This is a genomic window from Winogradskyella maritima (assembly GCF_042650215.1).
Taxonomy (GTDB): Bacteria; Bacteroidota; Bacteroidia; order Flavobacteriales; family Flavobacteriaceae; genus Winogradskyella; species Winogradskyella maritima.
In genome coordinates this window covers 184,014-207,023 of the sequence record NZ_JBHSAT010000004.1, presented here as the reverse complement: position 1 = coordinate 207,023, position 23,010 = coordinate 184,014, and the positions used below count along the sequence as shown (strand labels likewise).

Here is a 23,010-nt window from a genome sequence, read left to right as displayed (position 1 = left end):
AAAAAGACACAAGGTAGCGACGCATAAGCGTAAAAAACGTAGACGCGCTAATCGTCACAAAAAGAAATAAAGCGGTAAAAGTAGTTTTGTAACTACTTTTTTCGCTTTTAAAAAGAACGTTCTTTGATATAGAATTTATAAGGTTTAATAGAGCCTTATAAATTTGCTGGATTTGCCCAATTTTTAATTGGGATTCCTGTGTCAATTAATGAAGTACAATCCATTTGTCCGCCATTGGTGGATGGATATAAATTAACATTATGAACAAAGAATTGATTATCAGATCGAGTTCAGATATTGTTGATTTTGCCTTATTAAAAGATGGAAGACTCATTGAATTGCATAAAGATGAAGACGACAACAACTTTGCGGTTGGTGATATTTTTATTGCCAAAATCCGTAAGGTGATGCCAGGTCTCAATGCCGCGTTTGTTAACGTAGGCTATGAGAAAGATGCATTTTTGCATTATCACGACCTGGGACCACAGTTGCCTTCACTTATAAAATTCATTAAGCGTGTAAGCACAGGTAAATTGAGAGACTACTCTCTAAAAGACTTTCCGATGGAGAAAGACTTGGATAAGCATGGCAAAATTGCTAATGCTATTAAATCCAATCAGTCTTTATTGGTACAAGTTGTAAAAGAACCGATTTCCACAAAGGGACCTCGCATTAGTTCAGAATTGTCTATTGCAGGACGCTACATTGTTTTGGTGCCTTTTTCTAACCGTATTTCAATCTCACAAAAGATTGAATCGCAAGAAGAAAAAGACCGCTTAAAACGACTGGTAAAAAGTATTACCCCTAAAGGTTTCGGTGTTATCATCAGAACGGTTGCAGAAGGAAAAAAAGTAGCCGAGATTGATAGCGATTTACAGAATTTGCTGGATCGATGGACAGCAATGTGTAAAAAATTGTATAAAGCCCACCACCCAACCAAGGTTTTGGGAGAAATGAACAAAGCATCCTCTATTTTAAGGGATATTTTTAATGATTCATTCTCTAGCATCATCGTCGATGATGAAGCCCTTTATACACAAGTAAAAGATTACGTGCATCAAATTGCACCGCATAAAGAATCTATTGTAAAGCACTACAAAAACGGTATTCCGGTCTATGAGAAGTTTGGTATAGAACGCCAGATTAAAACATCATTCGGCCGAACCGTATCCATGGCAAGAGGCGCCTATTTGGTGATTGAACATACCGAAGCCCTCCATGTTATAGATGTAAATAGTGGCAATAGATCTAACAAAGAAAAGAGCCAAGAGGCCACAGCCCTCGAGGTAAATTTAATTTCTGCTACGGAAATTGCCCGTCAGCTACGTTTGCGTGATATGGGTGGCATTATTGTCATCGATTTCATAGATATGGGCCGTGCAGAAAACAGAAAAAAGCTTTATAACCATCTCAGGGACGAGATGAAAGACGATAAAGCGAAGCATAAAATATTACCGCCGAGTAAGTTTGGACTAGTGCAAATTACCAGACAGCGCGTTAGGCCAGAGCACAATATTAAAACCAAAGAAGAAAATCCCAACAATACAGGAGGCGATGAGATAGAAGCACCAATTAAAGTGGTACAGCGTATCTCCCAAGACCTAGAACGGATTTTTAAGAAGGACTATAAAAAGGTGACCCTAAATGCGCACCCATTTATAGCAGCCTTTTTAACCAAAGGGTTTCCATCACCACGTTCAAAGTGGTTTTTTGAACACAAAAAATGGGTAAAAGTTTTACCCAGAGATGCTTACACCTATCTTGAATACCATTTTTACGATAAAAATGGTAACAAAATCAAATAATATCTATTAGTAAAAAGCCCATCTAGAGTTTCTGGATGGGCTTTTTTGTTTACTTTATTCAAATTTTTTCCAGAAAAAAACCTCCCCGATTTCTCGGAGAGGCCTTAAACTCAATTTAAACCTATAATTGAAAAAACTCTTAGCAAAGTCTTTTTGTGCTCACTTTTACGTTAAGGCTTTTTCTGTATGCCTTAATGCTGATGATGTCGTTACTCTTTTTGTGGTTCAGCTTTAAAACTTTAGCTTTTAAAGTTGCTGAAGCCTTAGAGGCAACATTTTCAGATGCTTTAACCTCAATACGCTCTGTAGGCTCAACAGTAGTAGTGTTCTGAGTCTGAGCCATTCCGGTCAGAGAGAACAGTAATACTAATATGATAACTACATTTTTCATTGTGTAAAGCTTTTTTGTTTTTAACTTCGGTTCAAAGAAACAACAGGTAATGACCTTTTGGGCAAAATTTTGGACGAAACCAAGATAGAATTAGATGAATGGGAAATGCATTCAGAAAACATCGATGAACTACACAATTTCGGCTTATAGCCCAACAAAATCGTTAATTTTTTGGATAAAATGACAGAAACTACAGTTAATCCGTATCAATATCTATTTAATGCACAAAAAGCCCGTTCATGGGCAATTGCGCGGACATCTTATAAAGAACGCCTAAAGAAGCTCGATAAACTGCAGTCTGCATTGCAAAAGACCTATAAGACGGCCATACGCCAAGCCATCTATGATGACTTTAAGAAACCTATTCCTGAAACCGACGTATCTGAAATCTATTTGGTACTCAAAGAAATCAAACACGCCAAGCTCATGTTACGTCGGTGGATGGCAAAGCACCGCGTAGAAACTCCGATTGCTTTAATTGGGACATCATCTTACTACAAATATGAGCCAAAAGGCGTCTGTTTAATCATTTCACCATGGAACTATCCGTTTAATTTAACGTTTTCACCTTTGGTTGGGGCTATTGCGGCTGGGAATGCGGCGATTATTAAGCCTTCTGAAATGACGCCTAACGTTTCAAGCCTAATCGCCAAGATAGTATCTGATCTTTTTAATGAAGATGAAGTGGCTGTAGTGGAAGGGGAAGTTGAAGCCTCTACACATCTTTTAAAACTTCCATTTAATCATATATTCTTTACAGGTTCACCCGCTGTTGGAAAAATTGTCATGAAAGCGGCTTCTGCACATTTGGCTTCCGTAACTTTAGAATTAGGCGGTAAGTCGCCAGTCATAGTCGATGGTACGTCTAGCGTAAAAACTGCAGCCCGAAATGTCTTGTGGATTAAAGGCTATAACAATGGGCAAACCTGCATCGCACCAGATTATGTGTTGATTCATGAAGAGGTTAAAGACGAATTTGTAAAACACTTTAAGTATTACTGTGACAAGTTTTACGGAGAAGACCCTGAAAAATCGAATTCTTACAGTCGCGTCGTTAATTTGAAACATTTCAATCGCCTAAAAGAGTATTTAAAAGATGCTAAACACAAAGGTGGCACCTTTGAAGTTGGTGGTGAAGAAGTGCATGAAGAAGAATGTTACATAGAACCGACCCTGATTTCAAACTTACCAGAAGACGCACTACTTTGGAAAGAGGAAATATTTGGGCCGATTCTTCCAATTCGCACCTACAAAGATTTGGATGAGGCTATTGATTATGTGAATTCGAAAGAAAAACCGTTGGCCTTGTATATCTATAGTAATTCAAAATCTACAATAGATAAAATAATGACCGAAACCCGAGCAGGAACTACTGGAATACGAAACAACGGCATCCAATACACCAACCATCATCTACCATTTGGAGGTGTCAATAATAGCGGTATTGGCAAAGCTCACGGATTTGAAACGTTTAAAGCATTTTCTAACCAACGCTCAGTGATTGTGCGCCATTCTCCAGGTCTTATAAGCTTGTTAAAGCCACCATATACGCCTTTTGTTCAGAAACTGGTAGATATTACGTTAAAGTGGCTTTAGGCTTTGTTGTAAAAGTCTGACTGAATTTGCTGATTCACCCCATCTTGAAATTTGGTCATGCTAAACCATTGATGGATAGAATATGAGCCTGTTTCTCCTTTTTTATTGACGGCAATATAACCTACCTGAAAGTTTTTATAATCACTATTTGGCTTATTTACGATTCGGCCAATGGCTTCCTCACAGGCTTCTTGAGGTGATTTCCCTTGGCGCATCAATTCAACAACCAAAAAGCTTCCTACTGTTTTTACCACTTCTTCGCCAAGTCCCGTGGCAACTGCCGCACCTATTTCGTTATCCACAAACAAACCAGACCCAATAATCGGTGAATCCCCGACACGACCATTCATTTTATAAGCTAAACCACTGGTGGTGCATGCGCCTGAAATATCGCCGTTTTTATCCACGGCAAGCATGCCGATGGTATCGTGGTTTTCAATATTTATGATGGGTTTGTATTTGGCCTCAACCTTCCATTTTTCCCAAGCTTTTTTAGAAGCTTCGGTCAGTAAATCTTCTTCTTTAAAACCACTTTCTAACGCAAATTGTTTAGCGCCCTCACCAGCAAGCATCACATGTGGTGTGTCTTCCATTACTTTTCGAGCTACTGAAACGGCGTGTTTAACGTCTTTAAGATAGACAACGGCACCGCAGTCGCCATGTTTATTCATAATGCAGGCATCTAAAGTAACATTACCTTCACGATCAGGTAGACCGCCCTTACCGACGGACTGTCCCGCTTCGTTGGCTTCTTCAACCCTACAACCTTTCTCAACAGCATCAAGCGCTGAACCTCCATTTTCTAATACTTCCATAGCTTTTGCTGTGGCCGCTTCAACATGCCATGTGGCGATGACTAAAGGTAGTATTGGCTTTGTATTTGAATTTTGAATAGTTGGAATTGACGTGCTTTCTTCAGAAACCTTGTTCTTACAAGACGATAATGCGCTTCCAACGGCTAATCCAACTCCGGTTAAAGAGGCATTTTTGATAAACTTACGACGTTTCATAATTGGTTAATTTAAATTGAAGGCTTTTCTATTAATACATAACACCCTGTTTGTCAAGCACTGTTTTTGTTCTGAAGGCATAAAACAGGAGGTAGGCAAAACAGAATACAGCAATCCAATATGAGGACTGAATATCAAACACATCAGCCAACTTCCCTTGTACTGGCGGAATAACGGCACCACCTAAAATCATCATAATTAAAAATGCAGAACCTTGAGAGGTGTATTTTCCTAAACCAGCGATGCTCAGTGTAAATATACAAGGCCACATGATAGAACAGAATAGACCTCCAGATAAAAAGGCGAACAGGGCTACGTTTCCTGAAGAAAATAACCCCACTAACATTGCCAATACACCTAAGATGCTAAATATTTTCAGAGTATTTACAGGATTATCTTTTGCTAAAAAGAAGCCAAAAACCTGTACCGCAATACAAATGCCGAAAAATAGGATTTGTTGGCTGGTAAAATCGTTACCACTCAAATAATTCACCAAAAGGATTACACCAAAAGCAACGTAAGGCACAAGAATAAGTAAGACGCGTTTTAGGCCTTTGCTAGGGCTAAATACAGTAATTGCACCGACCCAACGGCCAATCATTAGTCCGCCCCAATACAAGGATATAAAAGGCGCTAGTTGTGCGTCATTTAATACAGGGAGTCCCAAAGCGTTCATACCTGTATCGGCAACCGCCTGTTTTAGCAATTCTCCTAAATTACTTCCAACGGTCACTTCAACGCCAACATAGGTAAAGATTGCTAGCATCCCTAATGCTAACTGCGGGTATTTCATGGCGCCCCAGCCTTTTTCGGATTTTGAAGCACTGTTATTTGCAATGACGATACTTATCACAACAGCGAGTAATGCTATAAATAATAGGGCCAATCTCGTTTGTTCTAATGATTCTGAAGCTTCCTCACCACCAGAATAGGTACTGAAAATATAACCAAAGCATCCAAGAATGACTACGGTAAGAATAATGAGTAAGTTTTTGGCTTTATTTGCAGGTTCAAAAGCGGTGTCTGATTTTAAAGCTGGCAACTTTTTTGAAAAATGGAATAACGCAGCCGCAACTAGGAACAAAGCGCCGACAGCACCGTAAAGGCCCTGAACCGTAACCAATGTTATTTCGTTACGTTCAATCATGCCAGCTAGTTCTTCGGTGGACCAAGAGGCCGCACCAAAAATGGCAAGGCTAACCACTAAGGGTCCTATGGTTGTCCCGAAGGAATTAATGCCACCAGCCAAATTCAATCGGTGAGAACCTGTTTTGGGGTCGCCAAGAGCAATCGCAAAAGGATTGGCGGCAGTTTGCTGTAGTGAAAAGCCAAGACCAACAATAAATAGGGCGACTAAAACAAAATAAAATACTGCCGTTTGCCCTTGTTCGGCACCAGCTGTTGCAGGAATCATAACAAAAGCCCCAATTGCTGATAGGAGTAAACCATAAACAATACCATTTTTATAACCCCAATTATTCAGAATGTCTTTCTTAAGCGAACTCGATAGTATAAAAAGCAACAAAGCTCCAATATAATAAGCCCCATAGAAGGCGAAATCCACTAATTGCGATTGAAACTGGTCAATGTTAAAGTAAGTCTTACAAAATGGAATAAACACCCCGTTTGAAGCGGCGATAAAGCCCCAAAAGAAAAATACCGTTACCAATGTGGTTAAGGCAGATTTGTTGTTTTGATTTGTCATTGGTTATTAATGTTAGTTAGTTTTTGTTCTCTTTTTAAAATTACTTCACCGAAATCTCATCCACAAAAATCCAGCTACGACCATCCATGGGATAGCCAATATGCCATTCGGGTAATTTGCCTAGCTTTTTGGCGATTAATTTTATATATCTAATTTTCAAATTTGGCGGTTTTTTAAATAAGAATGATTGTATTAAAATTTCATCATCTTTTTTTGAATTATTAACATTATAACTACCAAGTGATTGAAATTTATTTCCGTTGTCCGATATTAAAATATCAACATTAGTAGGCAAGAAAATCCAAGCGCCTTGGTCCTGAAGAAAATTAACTGAAATCTCAGTTAAATTTCGTTGTGAGCCTAAATCCACTGTCGCTACTAAGTCTTGGTCATGATAACCTTGCCAACTACCAGTGCGGTAATTTTTTGTACTTCTAATACCGTCAATTAGAGCATCGTTACCACCTGCGGAATACTGATTGGCGAATTCAGATTCTAGGGTAATGCTTAAATTCGGGTCGATTTTATAGAAGGGTGTTTCTAAAACGGGACTTTTTAGATTCCCTTTTTCTGAATAGAGTTTCACTCTGGTGTCTTTAGAAATGCTAAAAGGTTGTTTATAGGTTTCAAACTCACCTTCATTCAAAGCATAAAATATCTTCGCATCTTGTTCTGATGTATTCAAAACGACTTCCGTTGACCCTCTAAAAGTGATGTCGCCTTTTTCAATATATGGCGATGGCAAAATGATATGGTCTTCGATTTTGGTTGTTGGTTCATTACCTTCTCGACTTCCCCAAACGGCGGGGTTGCCTGTCATAAAGAATTCCAATGTACCTCCGTTGACTATGTCTTCATGCTTTAAAAACGTCACATCTAAATCTTTTCCATTCAAGACCACCCGTTCTACGTATTTATTGATTTCACTGCGGTTATTGGCTTTGATGGTAAATTGTTTCCCTCCCGACCCGTTTCGGGATTCTAGATTGATAGTCGCCTTATCAAACAAGGGCGTTCCAATGATGTATTCATTACTTCCTGGCGTAACGGAATAAAAACCCATAGAACTCAACACGTACCAAGCACTCATTTGCCCACAATCTTCATTCCCCGAAACCCCGTCGGAGTCGTTATGATATAATTCGGTTAGGATTTGATAGACTTTTTCCTGCGTTTTGTGAGGCTTGTTCACAAAATTATAGAGATAGGCCATGTGGTGACTGGGCTCGTTACCGTGTGCATACTGCCCAATCAAACCAGTAATGTCCGATTGGTCACGACCCGTAAAGTCAGTTTTAGCAGAAAAAAGTTCATCCAATTGAGCTTCGAGCTGGTCTTTGCCTCCCAATAAATTGATAAATCCCGAAATATCCTGAGGCACATAAAAACTGTACTGCCAAGCGTTGGCTTCGGTATAATTGAAATTGACTTCATACGGGTCAAACGGCGCAAACCAGGTATTTCTGAAGCGTCCCCGCATAAACTTGGTTTCGGGGTCAAAAACGTTTTTGTAATACTGTGCCCGTTGAATGTATGTTTTGTAATCTTCAGATTTGCCCATATCCTTCGCCATTTGTGCAATTGTCCAATCGTCATAAGCATATTCCAAGGTTTTGGAGACGGATTCGCTCTCCTCGTCAACGGGAATAAAACCATAGGCTTTGTATGCGTTTAACCCGAATTTATCCCGAGTCGCTGAGTGTTTCATAGCTTCAAACGCCTTTTCCGTATCATAACCGCGGATACCTTTTAAGTAAGCATCGGCAATTACGGGAACGGCGTGGTAGCCAATCATGCAATCGGTGTAGTTTCCAGCTAAATCCCACATCGGCATAATCCCGCCTTCGTCATACTTAGCTAAAAATGTATTAATGAAATCATTGGTTTTCTCTTGTTCTATGATGGTATATAGCGGATGTGCGGCGCGATAGGTGTCCCATAAAGAAAAGACGGAGTAGTAATCAAATTCAGCGTTATGAATTTCTAAATCCATACCTCTATAACGTCCATCGACATCTTGATAGCGATTGGGCGCCAACATGGTGTGATATAATGCGGAGTAGAAATTGGTTTTGTTATCTAAATTATCATCTTCAATGACGATTTTTTCGAGTTGTTTTTCCCAATACTCCTGAACTTCAGTTTTTATAGTTTCAAAATCTTTACTTCCGATTTCTGCTTTGCGATTCTTTCGGGCGCCTTCAATATCTACGGCTGAAATTCCGACTTTAATATACACCGTTTCATTGTTTGGATTCTTCAATTTAAGAGCTCCTTTTAACGGATTGTCGCCTTCAGAATAGGTGATTTCTGCCTCATGGGATAAGGACATAGAAAAGAAGAGACGTTGGTCTTTTGCCCAAGCTTCAGAATGACGATAACCTTCAATGATGGTTGGCGATAGTTGTGTGAATTTATGGTCCAATACCTTATCTCGATGTGCCAAATCCAGAATCACATATTGGTTTTCGGATGAAGGAAATTGATATTTATGGATGCCACTTCGTTTTGAAACGGTCAATTCCACATCAATATTCACCGAATCTAGCTTCACTTTGTAATAGCCTGGCTCGGCAAATTCATTGTCGTGCGAAAAATGGGCACGATAGCCTTCCTTGCCGTCAGCACCATTATTAAAAATCGGTTTATTGGTTGGCATTAAAAGCACATCGCCATAGTCACTGATGCCTGTCCCACTAAGGTGTGTATGTGAAAAACCATAAATATAGCTGTCGGTGTAGTGATAACCAGAGCAACCATCCCAACCTTCAAGCCGTGTATCGGGGCTCAACTGCATCATCCCAAACGGTGCAGAAGCGCCAGGATAGGTGTGGCCGTGACCACCGGTTCCGATAAATGTATTAACATAGTTAATGAGAGGTTGGTCCTTTTTGGCAGGCTCAATATTAGGGTCAGTATTGCAACTAAAGACACATAAGATGACCAATAACGCCAAAATAGGTTTCAGGTTCATAGGAAAGTTGCTAATTTTAATGCACCTAAGATAGTAAAATGCATTTCAAAGAAAAGGCCCTCCTAGTGATTTTCTGTTGCGCCATGCTGGCTTGCAAAACAGAAGCGTCTAAAGGTGTTGTTCCTCAGATTATTCCCGCACCACAGAGCCTTCAAATTGAAGAGGGCATATTTGAATTAAGCTCAAATACCTATTTAACATTCGATAAAGAACTGCAACCCGCCGTTGACTTTTGGAAAACTTTATCGTCTTCCGTTTTAGGTTCGAATACGGGAAAAACTAACGAAATGAGAGTTTCTCTTGATGAAAACATAACGAATCCTGAAGGCTATACACTAGATATAACCCCAGACTTAATTCATCTAAAAGCGCCGACGCCTGAAGGGGCTTTCTATGGTCTTCAGAGTTTATTTCAACTTTTACCACCAGAATTTGTAGTTCCAGACTATGAGTCCGAAGGGATTGAAATACAGTCTTTGAAAATCAAAGACGCTCCACAATTTCCCTACCGAGGCATGCATTTAGATGTGTCGCGTCATATGTATTCTGTGGACTTCATCAAAAAATACATTGATGCTATGGCCATGCTGAAGATGAACACTTTTCATTGGCATTTAACCGACGACCAAGGTTGGCGTGTGGAGATAAAAAAATATCCCAAACTGAATGAGATTTCGTCTTACCGAAACGAAACCTTGATTGGTCATTACAGCGACCAACCGCACCAATTTGATGGGAAGCGCTACGGCGGTTTTTATACGCAGGAAGAGATTAAGGACATAGTCGATTACGCCTCAAAACGAATGATTACGGTCATCCCCGAGATTGAAATGCCAGGGCACAGTCAGGCAGTGATTTCGGCCTATCCTGAGCTCGGTTGCACGGGAGAACAGGTTGATGTAGCCACCAAATGGGGTGTGTTCGAAGACATCTACTGTACGAAGGAGAAAACCTTTAAATTTTTGGAAGATGTGTTGGATGAGGTATTGGAATTATTCCCTAGTGAGTATATCCACATCGGAGGTGATGAAGCCCCCAAAACACGATGGAAAACCTGTAAAGATTGCCAAGCAAGAATACAATCTGAAGGCCTAAAAGATGAACACGAGCTTCAGAATTATTTCATCACACGCATGGAAAAATACCTGAATGCCAAAGGTCGACAAATCATCGGTTGGGACGAAATTTTGGAAGGTGGCTTGGCACCAAATGCTACCGTGATGTCTTGGCGAGGTACAGACGGTGCAGTTAAAGGCGCACAATCCGGACATAACGTTATTATGACACCGACCTCACATGCTTATTTCGATTATTACCAGTCCGATAACGAGGACGAACCTTTGGCCATTGGTGGTTTTTTGCCGTTGGAAAAGGTGTATGGATTTAACCCAATTCCTGAAGAATTGAGTAAGGAAGAAGCCAGATACGTTTTAGGTGCTCAAGGCAATGTCTGGACGGAATATATGCCCACTGAAGACCACGTAGAAAACATGGCATTTCCCAGAATGCTGGCTATGGCTGAGGTCAATTGGACAACACCTGATAATAAAAACTATGCAGACTTTGTAAAACGCCTAGAATACTTTCATAAACGATTAGATATTTTAGATATCAATTATGCCAACCATCTCTATGAGACAAAAGGTAAGATGTTTTCTGAAAATGGCATGGCTTTTTATGAGTTGGAAACCTTAATAGCAGGGAAGGACATCCGCTATACGTTGGATGGCTCAGAACCGAATTCTAATTCTTCAATTTACGTCTCACAAATTCCTATAGATGAGAGCGTGACTATTAAGGCTTCGGTATTTAAGGGCGATGAAAAATTAGGAAAAACCTTCACGCAAAACATCAATTCTCATAAAGCCGTTGGCGCAAAAATTTCGATTGATAAACCCCCGCACAAAGCGTATTCTGGCAGTGGCGCACAAGGTTTAATCAATGGTATTTCTGGTAGCGATACCCGTTATGGCGATAAAGAATGGCTGGGCTTTTGGGGTGAGGATATTGAGGTTAAGATTGATTTAGGCGAGGAAACGGAAATTAATTCCATTGAAACCCGATTTTATGATGGTAATGGGCAGTGGATTTATGCGCCAAAATATATGGCTATTCGCATATTACTTGAAGATGATACAGTATTAGCTAATAAATTGATTGCTGAAGATTTAGAACCATTGAATATTAAGTCATTTCGTTGGGATTTTTCCGCTTTCAAGAAAGTTAATGCCAAAGAAATAGTCCTAATAGTACCGAACTACGGCACCATCCCAGACGGAAAACAAGGTGCTGGGAATAAGGCTTGGACCTTTATTGATGAGATTATTGTGAACTAAAGATACCCCTAAACTCAAATAAATAAGATTCCTGCCTACGCAGGAATGACAAATAAGATTCCCGCTTAAGCGGGAACTAACGATGAAACTGGAAATCTGCACCAACTCATACCAATCTGCAAAAAACGCCCAAGAGGCAGGTGCACACCGCATTGAGTTATGCCAAGAACTATCTGTTGGAGGTATTACACCATCCTATGGCTTATTGAAGCAGGTGATGGACACATTATCCATCCCAGTATGTGTATTGATTCGGCCTCGAAGTGCCAATTTTGTGTATACAGATGATGAGTTTCAAATCATGAAACACGATATCCAATTATGCAAAGATTTGGGTTGCCACGGTATTGTTTCAGGTGTTTTAAATGCTGATAAAACTTTAGATGTGGAGCGAACACGACAATTGGTAGAGCTATCGAAGCCGTTGCCGTTTACCTTTCATCGCGCGTTTGATGAGGTCATCAACCCAAAAGAGACTGTACAACAATTGATTGATTTGGGTGTGGACCGAATTTTAACCTCAGGCCAAGGGTCATCTGCCGAAAAAGGGTTGGAATTGCTCAGAGTACTCCATGTTGAAAGCAAAGGCAGGATAACGATTTTAGCGGGAGGTGGTATTTCGCCTAAAAATGCCTCAAAATTTAAGGATGCCGGACTGGAAGAAATCCACGCCTCAGCGTCCAGAAAAATTGACCAAGACCCTTCACTGTTTGGAATGCCTCAAACAGTGTCAGATATTCAAACGATAAAAGCTATACTCAATGAGATTTAGTCTTTTAGCACTTTTGGCATTACTTTTTAATTGCCAACCTAAACATGATGTGCCAATCACCATCAATCTTCATGACAATTGGCAATTCAAAAAAGTGTCCGACACAAACTGGCAATCGGCGACGGTGCCTGGCAATGTGTTTTCAGATTTGTTAGATAACGATGTGATTGAAGACCCATTTATCGGCGATAACGAACAGAAAGTGCAATGGGTTTCGAGCGAAGATTGGGAGTATAAAACCATGATTTCTGTAGATGATAAAATTTTAAATCGAAAGCACATCACACTGAATTTTGAAGGTTTAGATACCTACGCCTCCGTGTTTTTGAATGACAGCCTCATCCTAAAAGCCAATAATGCCTTTCGCAAATGGCAGGTTGATGTGAAAGCCATTCTCAAACCCGAAAACGACTTACGCATTCTATTTGAAAGTACTTCAAAACAGGAAACCATCGAAAAAGAAAAACTCACTTACGAACTCCCTGAAGGCGAACGCATTTTTACTCGAAAAGCACAATTTCAGTACGGTTGGGATTGGGGTCCAATATTGAATACCAGCGGGATTTGGCGACCGATAACATTAGAAGCTTGGAATGCGTATAAGATAGAAGACATACATATTAAACAATTGAGTCTAGATAATTCTGAAGCTGGTTTGTTGATTGAGATGGATAATGCAGAAGTGTCAAACCAAGAATTGACTTATAATGTGTTCGTCAATGACAGTTTATTTTCCAAATTTAAAAATCCAAACCCGCTTATGCCAAATTGGATTCCCCTTCAAATCAAAAACCCAAAACTCTGGTGGCCTCACAATTTGGGAGAACCTTATTTGTACGACATTAAAGTCGTAGTAAAAGGCGGCAACAAAATTTTAGATAGTATTTCTACAAAGTACGGCATTAGAGAGATAGAATTGGTAACCGAAAAAGACAGTATTGGCGAGAGTTTTTACTTTAAAGTCAATGGTGAGCCAGTCTATGCTAAAGGCGCCAATTACATTCCACAACACAGCTTTCAAAATAAGGTAACAGATACCTATTATGAAAAACTGTTGAATGATGTCGTTGATGCCAATATGAACATGCTCCGCGTTTGGGGTGGCGGTATTTATGAGAATGACATCTTCTACGAGTTATGTGATGAAAAAGGCATTCTGGTCTGGCAGGATTTTATGTTTGCCTGCGCCATGTATCCCGGCGACACTGATTTTCTGAATAAAATAAAACAAGAAGCCGAATACAATGTAAAACGCCTTCGAAATCATGCGTCAATCGCACTTTGGTGTGGTAATAACGAAAACTCTGAAGGTTGGCACCGTTGGGGTTGGCAAGCCGGACGAAGCGAGGAAGAAAAAGAGGAGATTTGGAACAACTACCTAGCGGTCTTCGATTCTATCTTGCCACAAACGGTTTCAAAATTTACGAATACTGATTATTGGGAAAGCTCTCCAAAATACGGTCGTGGCAACCCCAAATACAAAACGGAAGGCGATGCACACGATTGGTGGATTTGGCACGATGCCTATCCGTTTGAACATCTCAAGGACAACGTACCGCGCTTTATGTCGGAATTCGGATTTCAGTCTTTCCCGAGTTACGAAGCCATTAAGTACATTAACCAAAATGATAGTTTAGACATTTCGTCCGAAGGCTTTAAAAACCACCAAAAACATGTGAGAGGTTTTCAACTGATTGATGAGTATATGAAGCGTGATTTTCCTGTGCCAGATAACGATGAAGATTATGTCTATATGAGCCAACTTCTTCAAGCTCATGGTATGACCATGGGTTTTGAAGCTCAACGCCGTGCAAGACCTTACAATATGGGAACGCTCTATTGGCAACTCAATGATTGCTGGCCAGTGGTGTCTTGGAGTAGTATCGATTTTATGGGCAATTGGAAAGCCTTGCACTATAAAACCAAACGCAGTTTTAGGGATGTTTTGGTGTCTTCAAATTTGGAAAATGATACATTGAGCGTATGGATAGTCAACGATAAATTAGAAGCACAGTCTGGGCAATTATCGTTGAAGATTATGGACTTTGATGGACGCATTGTATGGGAAAATACAGGGCCAAAACGTGTTGCACCTAACACTAGTCAACGCATCATGAGGCAATCCTTACTCGGAATGGATTTCAAAAAAGAAGAAGCTGTACTTGTCGCCACGTATCAAGGACAAACTTTTTTACATTATTTTGAACGACCAAAAAACTTAAAACTCAAACAAAGCTTAATTAATAAAAGCATTTCAAAAACGGCAGATGGATTTTTAATAGAACTTCAAAGTGAAACGCTTCAAAAAGATGTCTTCATGTTTTCAAATTTAAAAGGGCATTTTGAGGATAATTTTTTCGACCTGTTGCCCAACCAAACGCGCGCTATCCAATTTAAAACAGATGCTACCGAATTAGATGACCTTCAAATAAAGACCTTTAACACTTTTGTAAGACCGAAGCTTTGAGGATTCCTTAATTTTACCGCATAACTCGGTTTTATGACACGTTGGATTATCTTCGGAATAATATATATTTTCTTTACCATCTATGGCTTTCAGGCTGTAAAAACAGCGACTAAGCAACAATGGATTTACTATCTGTATGTTGCCGTTGCCCTGCTGGTCATTGGTAATTTCATATATCAATTTGCGATTACTTCAGAAGGGCGTGTATTGAATCCAACCAAGAGTTACGCCTTTGGCTTTCTGTTGGCGTTTATGTCCTTTAATTTGGTGATTGTCCCGATAATGTTGGGCGAAGACATCATACGTGGTGCTTTAGGTGTTTATGATAAGTTGGTCACACGCGAGTCTTTCTACCTGCCTTCCCGCCGAAAGTTTATCAGTCAAATCGCATTAGGATTGGCCGCCATTCCCTTCACCTCTTTGCTTTACGGCATGTATAAAGGCAAATACAATTTTAGGGTGTTGAATTATACGCTTCATTTTGAAGACCTTCCTGACGCTTTTGACGGTTATAGAATTACGCAATTGAGCGATATACATTCTGGCAGTTTTGATAACAAGAAGAAGATTGAATACGCCATTGATTTAGTAAATGAACAAGCTTCTGATGTTATTCTTTTTACAGGCGATATGGTGAATAACAAATCTAGCGAAATGGAACCCTGGCGCGACACCTTTAAACGTTTGAAGGCCAAAGACGGTAAGTTTTCTGTACTTGGTAATCACGATTATGGGGATTATGTGGATTGGCCAACAGCAGAAGCCAAAGCCCAAAATTTGGAAGATTTAAAGACCCTACAAAAAGATATTGGGTTCGATTTGTTGTTGAATGATAGTCGTTTTTTAGAAAAAGATGGCCAGCGTTTGGCGTTAGTTGGGGTTGAGAATTGGGGTAAAGGCGGTTTTAAAAAGGCGGGTGACCTTCAAAAAGCTAAAGAAAAAATCACGCCTGAAGATTTTAAAATACTGATGAGTCACGACCCTAGTCATTGGGAAGCTGAAGTTGTACCAGACGACTACCATTACCACTTAACGCTAAGCGGACATACGCATGGGATGCAATTTGGAATTGAAATCCCAGGTTGGATAAAATGGAGCCCCGTTAAATGGCGTTACAAGCAATGGGCGGGAATCTACGAAGAAGTAGGGCAGTACATCAACGTGAATCGTGGGTTTGGCTATTTGGGTTATCCAGGACGTGTGGGCATTTGGCCAGAAATTACTGTGATAGAACTTAAAAAAGGAAAAGCACCGCAAAACGCCTAAAAATATGGTGGTGTTTCAGGTTTTTAGTATATTTATAAAAGCATAATAATTAGCGAACTATCCCTTTTGGGTTAAAGCGCCTCATAAAAATGCTTAGGTTTGTGAAACCATAGTTTTATCAAAAACTGTTACGTATGTCAAAATTTGGCGAATTAATAGATGTAGAGATTCCGGTGTTATTGGATTTCTTTACCGAATGGAACGAACCATCTTTAGCAATGCATCCCGTACTTAGGGATGTTGCGGCGGCCTTGGGAGATAAGGCCAAAGTCATTAAAATCGATGTAGACAAAAACAAGGAATTGGCTGAAGCACTTCGGGTTAAAGGCTTACCGACATTGATTATCTACAAAAATGGCGAAATGAAATGGCGCCAAAGCGGTGAGCTAGATGCAGACACTTTGATTGGTTTGGTACAGGAGTATGTTTAGTAAATATTCTTAAAAGAATACCCCAACGCAGAATAATATTCCATAACCTTCGGCAACACATACCGCAAATTCCGAGACGCCTTTACACTATCATGAAACACCACAACGCTTCCTTCTTTGGCGGAGCTGGTGACATTTTTTAAACAGGCTTCTTCAGATACTGAAGCGTCCCAATCAAAAGATAACACATCCCACATGACTGTTTTGTAGTTGAGGTTTTGAAGTTGTTTAGCTTGTTTGGTTTTGAGTTTGCCGTAGGGAGGACGGAACAGTTTCAAATTACAATGTTCAAGCTCCAAATTCCAATCGGCGTCCGAGTGTGCGTTGGAATTTAGTAATTGGATTTTGGAATTTATAAGACTTTGAGTTTTTTCAATATCAAAAAGATAGTCCGTAGTCTTGTGTTTCCAACCTTTAAGATGATTATAGGTGTGATTCCCAACCGCATGCCCACATTTTAAAATAGCATCAAAAATATCAGGATGCTTTTCAATGTTGGAACCAATACAAAAGAAAGTGGCTTTGGCCTTGTACTCCTCCAAAATTTCTAAAACCCACTCGGTGATTTGTGGTGTTGGGCCATCATCAAATGTGAGGTACAGCACTTTTTCTTTGGTGTCGATATTCCAAATAAAATTGGGGAATAAACGCTTAACCAAAGTCGGCGTTTTCGCCGGAACCAGTTTCATGATTTAGTTGTCTACTGTAGAATCATTTTCAGACTCTGGTTCTATAATGGTTCCCGAAGAATCATTCAATAAATCTTGAATATCCACATCCGTTGGGTCTGGCAATTCTGGTGTGTCTTGGCCAAGCAATCTATCAAATAAGCTCAGATACTTATTAAATTTTCGGGTTTCCTGTAGCGAGAATTCCTCATCACCATAAGCCACAGTGACATCCACCAAAGAGCGATACTTCTGAATATCGGTAAAGATTTCTTCAATCAATCGTTCTTGCACATCAACATCCAAACCACCAAAATAGCTTAAACGCTCTTGGTATTTTACAGCGACATCGTTGTATAATTTTCGGGCTTTGTCTTCCTTTTCAATTTGATAGTAAGCACTAATATAAGGTTCTAACAAGGTGTAGAATCCAAAGTCATCCACTGGCATTTTTTCCATTGCCAAGTCTGCGATTTCTTCGGCTTTTTCGTACTCATCGTTATTTATTAGGCCTTCAATCAATCGGGCTAAATTTCCACGATAGGTAATTCCGTTTTTACGGGTTTCGGTATCATGGTAGATATCTTCACCACTGCCACCCCAATCCCAGGATTTTACTTTTTCGTACATCAAATCTACGTCCACACGACCCATATCAAAAGGATTCGCACGGTCAACAGGTGTTTTAATCGGCACGAGTTTGTAGCACATGCCGTCTAATTGTAAATAATCCTTAAGCCACAGATAGTCCTCATCACCAAAGGCACCGCCACTAAAATAAATGGGGCGTTCCCAATCGTTATTGGCTATGATATCTAGCATAAACAGACGGTTTTTATAAATGGCACTGCTACTGATATTCATATAGATGGTGTCTTCAATCTTTTCAGCATCTTCGGGCTTAACCAAGCCAGTAGCCAATACGTTTTCCTTATTAACAGGAATGCTAATATTTCGTGTTGGGAAATAATTACTATTCAACATAGCGTTTGGATAACCTCTAGGGTCTTCGCCTTGTTGTTGCACCACGTATTTGAGTTTTGTACTGGCTTTATCGCTCGAAATAAAGTCCATGAACGTTTGAATAGGGATGGTATCACCCGAAATCTCACGGCGCATTATGAAATCACGCGTCCCGAATCGGTATTGGTTGTGAGTCAATTCTGAAGGCATAGGTTCGCTGGTATAGGCCTTGCGTTTCATTTGGTCGATATACCAATCGGTTTGCAATAAGCTGGTGTTGACCACACGTACATCTCTACGAACACCTTCAATCTCCTGAAGATACCAAAGCGGGAAAGAGTCATTGTCCCCAATGGTAAACAGAATGGCGTTTGGCGCACAGGATTCCAAATATTTCCGCGCCATAGAATTGGCGGTGTATTTGCCTGAGCGGTCATGGTCGTCCCAATTGTTCGCACCTAAAATCCCAGGAACAAGCACCAAACAAGCCAGTGTTACACCGATAACCGGTAGTTTGCTTTGCTTGGCTTTTGCGGTCAATAAATTATAGAGCGCATAAACACCAAATCCGATAAAAATTGCAAAGACATAGAAAGACCCTACTACGGAATAATCACGTTCACGCGGTTCAAACGGTCTAATATTGGTGTAAAATTGAATGGCCAATCCGGTCATTAAGAAAAACACCAAGAGCACCCAAAAGCGTTTTCTATCTGAATTAAACAAGAAGAAAAAACCAATTAATCCTAAAATGAATGGTAGAAAATAATAGGTGTTTCGGGCTTTGTTTTCTGTAACATCGGTCGGAAGATTATCTTGAGACATCCCTAAATGAAGGGCATCGATAAAAGGAATTCCTGAAATCCAATTGCCATTAAAATCGTCGTATTTACCTTGCTCATCGTTTTGGCGTCCGGTAAAATTCCACATAAAATAACGCCAGTACATATAGCCAAATTGGTATTGTACCATATAAACAATATTGTCTAGCATGGAAGGCTTTTCCACTTCAAAATAAGATTGGGCATTATCTTTTAAGAAGCGGTCGTAATCTTCGTAATCAATTTCGCCACGGGCAACGCGCATCCTAAAATCCTGAACCATATTGTTCAGTTCGCGCATGCGCTCGCTAGAGTAGGCGTTGGCTTGTTCTTCTGGATAGCCAGCACCACGTGCCGTTTCATAAAAGGTTGTAGCTAAATCGGGCTTTAGTTTAAAATCGATAAGCCCAGTGAACATCATGTAGTTTTCGTTATGTTCGGTACTCCACATCCGTGGGAGTAACATGGCGTGTTCTGAGTTGTAGTTTTGTTTGGCGTTTTTCCAATCGTTGATGACCACGTATTCGCCTTTTTCATAATCCTTTTCGTAGTACTTTTTATCGTCTACAAAGGGTTTGTTTTCATCTGCGCCAGAATACACTTCGGTAAACTGAGGGCCGTAGAACAGGTGTGTTTCAGGATACTGCTCCAAGTTGTAATAGGCGAGCAGTCGTCTAGCATCCGATGGTGCATTCTGATTCATAATCACATCCGCATTAGACCGAATCGGCAACATCAACCAAGACGAAAACCCAATGAAAATGAACATGAGACACAAAATGATGTTGTTACCGTGGATGTGACCTTTCTTTCTAGTATAATTCAAACCATAATAAAACAACCCGATTAATAGAAGCCCGGCGATAATACTTCCGGAATGGAAGGGCAGACCCAATGCATTGACGAGGTTGATTTCCATCCAACTGAAGTAGCGCAATAAGTTAGGCGCAATAAACTTGAAAATAATCAAGAGGATACCTGCGGAAATGACATTGGCCAGAATGAAATTCTTAACCGTAATCGTCTTATAGTTTTTGAAATAATAAATCAAACCAATAGCCGGAATCGTCAATAGTCCCATAAAATGAACCCCAAAAGACAACCCGATTAAAAAGGCAATAAGAATCAACCAGCGGTGACCACGAGGTTGGTGCATGTCTTGCTCCCAACGCAAAGCACAGTAAAACAATATGGACATGATAAGCGTCGCCATGGCGTACACTTCGGTCTCTACGGCATTAAACCAAAATGAGTCCGTAAAGGTAAACGCTAGACTGCCCACTAAAGCACTACCTAAAATGGCATAGGCTTTTGGGTGATTATCAGTTTCAGGATTGTATTTAACGAGTTTTTTCAGTAACAATGATATGGTCAAAAACATCACATATATAGTGAATGCACTAACGGTTGCGCTCATCATATTCATCATCATACCGACGTATTCCGTATTTCCAAAGGTGAATATTGAGAAGAAAGCACCCATAATCTGATAGAGTGGTGCGCCTGGCGGATGTCCAATCTGTAATTTTGATGAGGTTAAAATGTACTCCCCAGCATCCCAGTAACTTACTGTGGGCTCTATGGTTAGCGCGTAGGTGATAAATGCTATGGCAAAGGCAGTCCAACTAATAATGGTATTCCACCGTTTAAAGTTAAATGCGGTCATAAATGTCTTCGGATTTGATGTTGGCGAATTTAGTAATAATTAGCACATTCAGGAGCTATTTAAGGTAACGTTAAGTAAAAACGTTTATTTTTTCAATGATTTTTTTGCCCAACTGAAAGTTTGTCTTAAATTTGCATCCTCATTTTAGGATGATGGCCCATGGTGTAACTGGCAACACGTCTGGTTTTGGTCCAGAAGAGTCTAGGTTCGAGCCCTAGTGGGCCAACTAAAATTGATAATCCCAATCATTGTTATGGTTGGGATTTTTGTTTTCTGGTATTTAGGAATAAAATTATTGTGTTTAAGGTCGATTAAGAGGCGAATTAAGGTCTTGCAAAACCCAAATAATATCGTATATTTGCACCGTTGTTTACGAAAATGAATAGACGAGGGGACGGAAAGTCCCCTCTTTTTATAATCCTATGTTAAGACAGAAAGTAGAAGAATTATTACAAGGCGCCTTGGATGAGCGCACAGACTTGTTCTTAATCTCAATGGATATGAGTGCTGACAACCACATTAAGGTTGTTATTGACGGAGACAATGGTGTGCTGGTTGAAGACTGTATGTTTATCAGTCGTGCTATTGAGCATAACTTAGATAGAGAAGAAGAAGATTTTTCTCTGGAAGTGCTATCCGCCGGAGCCACATCACCGCTTACTATGCCGAGACAATATGCCAAAAACGTAGGACGTCATTTAGAAGTAAAAACCAAAGACGACCAAACGATTGAAGGAAAGCTCGATGAAGCTAATGAAGACGGTGTTGTTTTAAGATGGAAAACACGTGAGCCAAAGCCTGTAGGTAAAGGTAAAGTCACAGTAAATAAAGAAGCAAAAATAGCCTTCGACGATATTAAAGAGGCAAAAGTTATAATTAAATTTTAATTCCTATCAATTATGGAAAATGTAGCGTTAATTGAATCATTTTCAGAATTTAAAGATGATAAATTAATAGATAGAGTTACGCTAATGGCGATTTTGGAAGATGTGTTGCGTAACGCATTGAAAAAGAAGTATGGTGATGACGACAATTTTGATATTATTATAAACCCAGATAAAGGGGATTTAGAGATTTGGAGAAACCGTATCGTTGTTGCTGATGGTGAGGTTGAAGAGCCAAACCAAGAAATTGAATTGTCTGAGGCCCAGAAAATTGAGCCCGATTTTGAAGTTGGCGAGGATGTAGCAGAGGAAGTAAAACTGATTGACTTAGGACGTCGTTCTATTTTGGCCTTGCGTCAAAATTTGATTTCAAAAATCCATGAGCACGATAACACAAATATCTATAAGCAGTTTAAGGAATTAGAAGGTGAAATCTATACGGCGGAGGTACACCATATTCGTCATAGAGCCATCATTCTTTTAGATGACGATGGTAACGAAATCATATTGCCAAAAGACAAACAGATTCCTTCAGATTTCTTCAGAAAAGGAGAAAACGTCAGAGGAATTATTGAAAGCGTAGAGTTGAAAGGGACGAAACCAGCGATTATAATGTCTAGAACCTCTCCAGTATTTTTGGAGAAGTTATTTGAGCAGGAAATCCCTGAAGTGTTTGATGGTCTTATTACCGTTAAAAACGTAGTTCGTATTCCAGGTGAAAAAGCAAAAGTAGCTGTAGATTCTTACGATGATAGAATTGACCCAGTTGGCGCTTGTGTGGGGATGAAGGGGTCTCGTATCCACGGTATCGTCCGTGAGTTAGGGAATGAAAATATTGACGTCATCAACTATACCAATAACCTAAACCTATACATCACAAGGTCTTTGAGTCCTGCGCGTGTTACATCACTTAAAATTGATGAAGAAAACAAGCGTGCTGAGGTATTATTGAAGCCAGAAGAAGTTTCTAAAGCCATCGGTCGTGGAGGTCATAACATTCGTTTAGCTGGTAAGCTAACGGGTTATGAAATTGATGTATTTAGAGAAGGTGCAGAAGAAGATGTAGAATTAAAAGAATTCTCGGATGAAATCGATGGATGGATTATCGATGAATTTAGCAAAGCAGGATTAGATACTGCTAAAAGTATATTAGAACAAGATGTTAATGATCTTGTAAAACGTACAGATCTTGAAGAAGAAACTGTAATAGAAGTGATTAGGATTCTAAAAGAAGAATTCGAAGATTAATATAAAA

General features: G+C 39.9%; 15 protein-coding genes and 1 tRNA gene. 10 read left to right on the top strand and 6 right to left on the bottom strand.

Annotated features, from left to right (window positions below; genetic code table 11):
* Positions 1–260 precede the first annotated feature (260 nt).
* Positions 261–1,805 carry an Rne/Rng family ribonuclease gene (locus ACFOSX_RS01925; RefSeq protein WP_386096467.1) on the top strand — a complete coding sequence of 515 codons (1,545 nt, stop codon included), beginning with the start codon at positions 261–263 and terminating at the stop codon, positions 1,803–1,805.
* A 139-nt stretch (positions 1,806–1,944) separates the two neighbouring features.
* Here ACFOSX_RS01925 and ACFOSX_RS01920 read toward each other — a convergent pair whose 3' ends face one another.
* Positions 1,945–2,196, bottom strand: coding sequence for a hypothetical protein (locus ACFOSX_RS01920; RefSeq protein WP_386096465.1), 252 nt, complete (start codon positions 2,194–2,196; stop codon positions 1,945–1,947).
* A gap of 180 nt (positions 2,197–2,376) precedes the next feature.
* On the opposite strand from ACFOSX_RS01920, the gene ACFOSX_RS01915 reads away from it, so the two are divergent.
* Positions 2,377–3,792: an aldehyde dehydrogenase family protein gene (locus ACFOSX_RS01915; RefSeq protein ID WP_386096463.1), complete on the top strand. Its 1,416-nt coding sequence runs from the start codon at positions 2,377–2,379 to the stop codon at positions 3,790–3,792.
* Here the strand turns inward: ACFOSX_RS01915 and ACFOSX_RS01910 are convergent.
* Genes ACFOSX_RS01910 through ACFOSX_RS01900 form a run of 3 tightly spaced genes read right to left on the bottom strand, consistent with a single transcriptional unit; the run spans position 3,789 to position 9,481 of the window.
* Entirely contained in the window at positions 3,789–4,802 is a 1,014-nt protein-coding gene (locus ACFOSX_RS01910; RefSeq protein ID WP_386096461.1) for an isoaspartyl peptidase/L-asparaginase family protein, read from the bottom strand. The genes ACFOSX_RS01915 and ACFOSX_RS01910 overlap by 4 nt on opposite strands.
* 31 nt (positions 4,803–4,833) lie before the next feature.
* Positions 4,834–6,507, bottom strand: coding sequence for an MFS transporter (locus ACFOSX_RS01905; protein WP_386096459.1), 1,674 nt, complete (start codon positions 6,505–6,507; stop codon positions 4,834–4,836).
* Between the two features lie 40 nt (positions 6,508–6,547).
* On the bottom strand, positions 6,548–9,481 hold the full coding sequence (locus tag ACFOSX_RS01900) for a GH92 family glycosyl hydrolase (RefSeq protein ID WP_386096457.1): 2,934 nt from the start codon (positions 9,479–9,481) through the stop codon (positions 6,548–6,550).
* A gap of 38 nt (positions 9,482–9,519) precedes the next feature.
* Between ACFOSX_RS01900 and ACFOSX_RS01895 the strand changes: the two genes are divergently transcribed.
* From ACFOSX_RS01895 to ACFOSX_RS01875, 5 genes are all read left to right on the top strand, one after another.
* On the top strand, positions 9,520–11,817 hold the full coding sequence (locus tag ACFOSX_RS01895; RefSeq protein ID WP_386096455.1) for a beta-N-acetylhexosaminidase: 2,298 nt from the start codon (positions 9,520–9,522) through the stop codon (positions 11,815–11,817).
* 82 nt (positions 11,818–11,899) lie between these two features.
* Positions 11,900–12,589 (top strand): copper homeostasis protein CutC, encoded by a 690-nt coding sequence (locus tag ACFOSX_RS01890; RefSeq protein ID WP_386096453.1) that lies wholly within the window; start codon positions 11,900–11,902, stop codon positions 12,587–12,589.
* Positions 12,579–15,056: a beta-mannosidase gene (locus tag ACFOSX_RS01885; RefSeq protein ID WP_386096451.1), complete on the top strand. Its 2,478-nt coding sequence runs from the start codon at positions 12,579–12,581 to the stop codon at positions 15,054–15,056. Before ACFOSX_RS01890 ends, ACFOSX_RS01885 begins: the two co-directional genes overlap by 11 nt.
* 33 nt (positions 15,057–15,089) lie before the next feature.
* Positions 15,090–16,322: a metallophosphoesterase gene (locus ACFOSX_RS01880; protein WP_386096449.1), complete on the top strand. Its 1,233-nt coding sequence runs from the start codon at positions 15,090–15,092 to the stop codon at positions 16,320–16,322.
* Between the two features lie 134 nt (positions 16,323–16,456).
* A complete protein-coding gene (locus ACFOSX_RS01875; RefSeq protein WP_386096447.1) occupies positions 16,457–16,753 on the top strand; it encodes a thioredoxin family protein in 297 nt (98 codons plus the stop codon).
* Here ACFOSX_RS01875 and ACFOSX_RS01870 read toward each other — a convergent pair.
* Positions 16,750–17,442, bottom strand: coding sequence for a polysaccharide deacetylase family protein (locus ACFOSX_RS01870; protein ID WP_386096445.1), 693 nt, complete (start codon positions 17,440–17,442; stop codon positions 16,750–16,752). The genes ACFOSX_RS01875 and ACFOSX_RS01870 overlap by 4 nt on opposite strands.
* A gap of 3 nt (positions 17,443–17,445) precedes the next feature.
* Positions 17,446–20,871, bottom strand: a complete 3,426-nt coding sequence (locus ACFOSX_RS01865; RefSeq protein WP_386096443.1) for a protein O-mannosyl-transferase family — start codon at positions 20,869–20,871, stop codon at positions 17,446–17,448.
* A 153-nt stretch (positions 20,872–21,024) separates the two neighbouring features.
* On the opposite strand from ACFOSX_RS01865, the gene ACFOSX_RS01860 reads away from it, so the two are divergent.
* From ACFOSX_RS01860 to nusA, 3 genes are all read left to right on the top strand, one after another.
* Positions 21,025–21,097 (top strand) — tRNA-Gln (locus tag ACFOSX_RS01860).
* A gap of 196 nt (positions 21,098–21,293) precedes the next feature.
* On the top strand, positions 21,294–21,758 hold the full coding sequence (rimP, locus tag ACFOSX_RS01855; protein ID WP_386096441.1) for a ribosome assembly cofactor RimP: 465 nt from the start codon (positions 21,294–21,296) through the stop codon (positions 21,756–21,758).
* A gap of 12 nt (positions 21,759–21,770) precedes the next feature.
* Positions 21,771–23,003, top strand: coding sequence for a transcription termination factor NusA (gene nusA / locus ACFOSX_RS01850; RefSeq protein ID WP_386096439.1), 1,233 nt, complete (start codon positions 21,771–21,773; stop codon positions 23,001–23,003).
* Positions 23,004–23,010 lie beyond the last annotated feature (7 nt).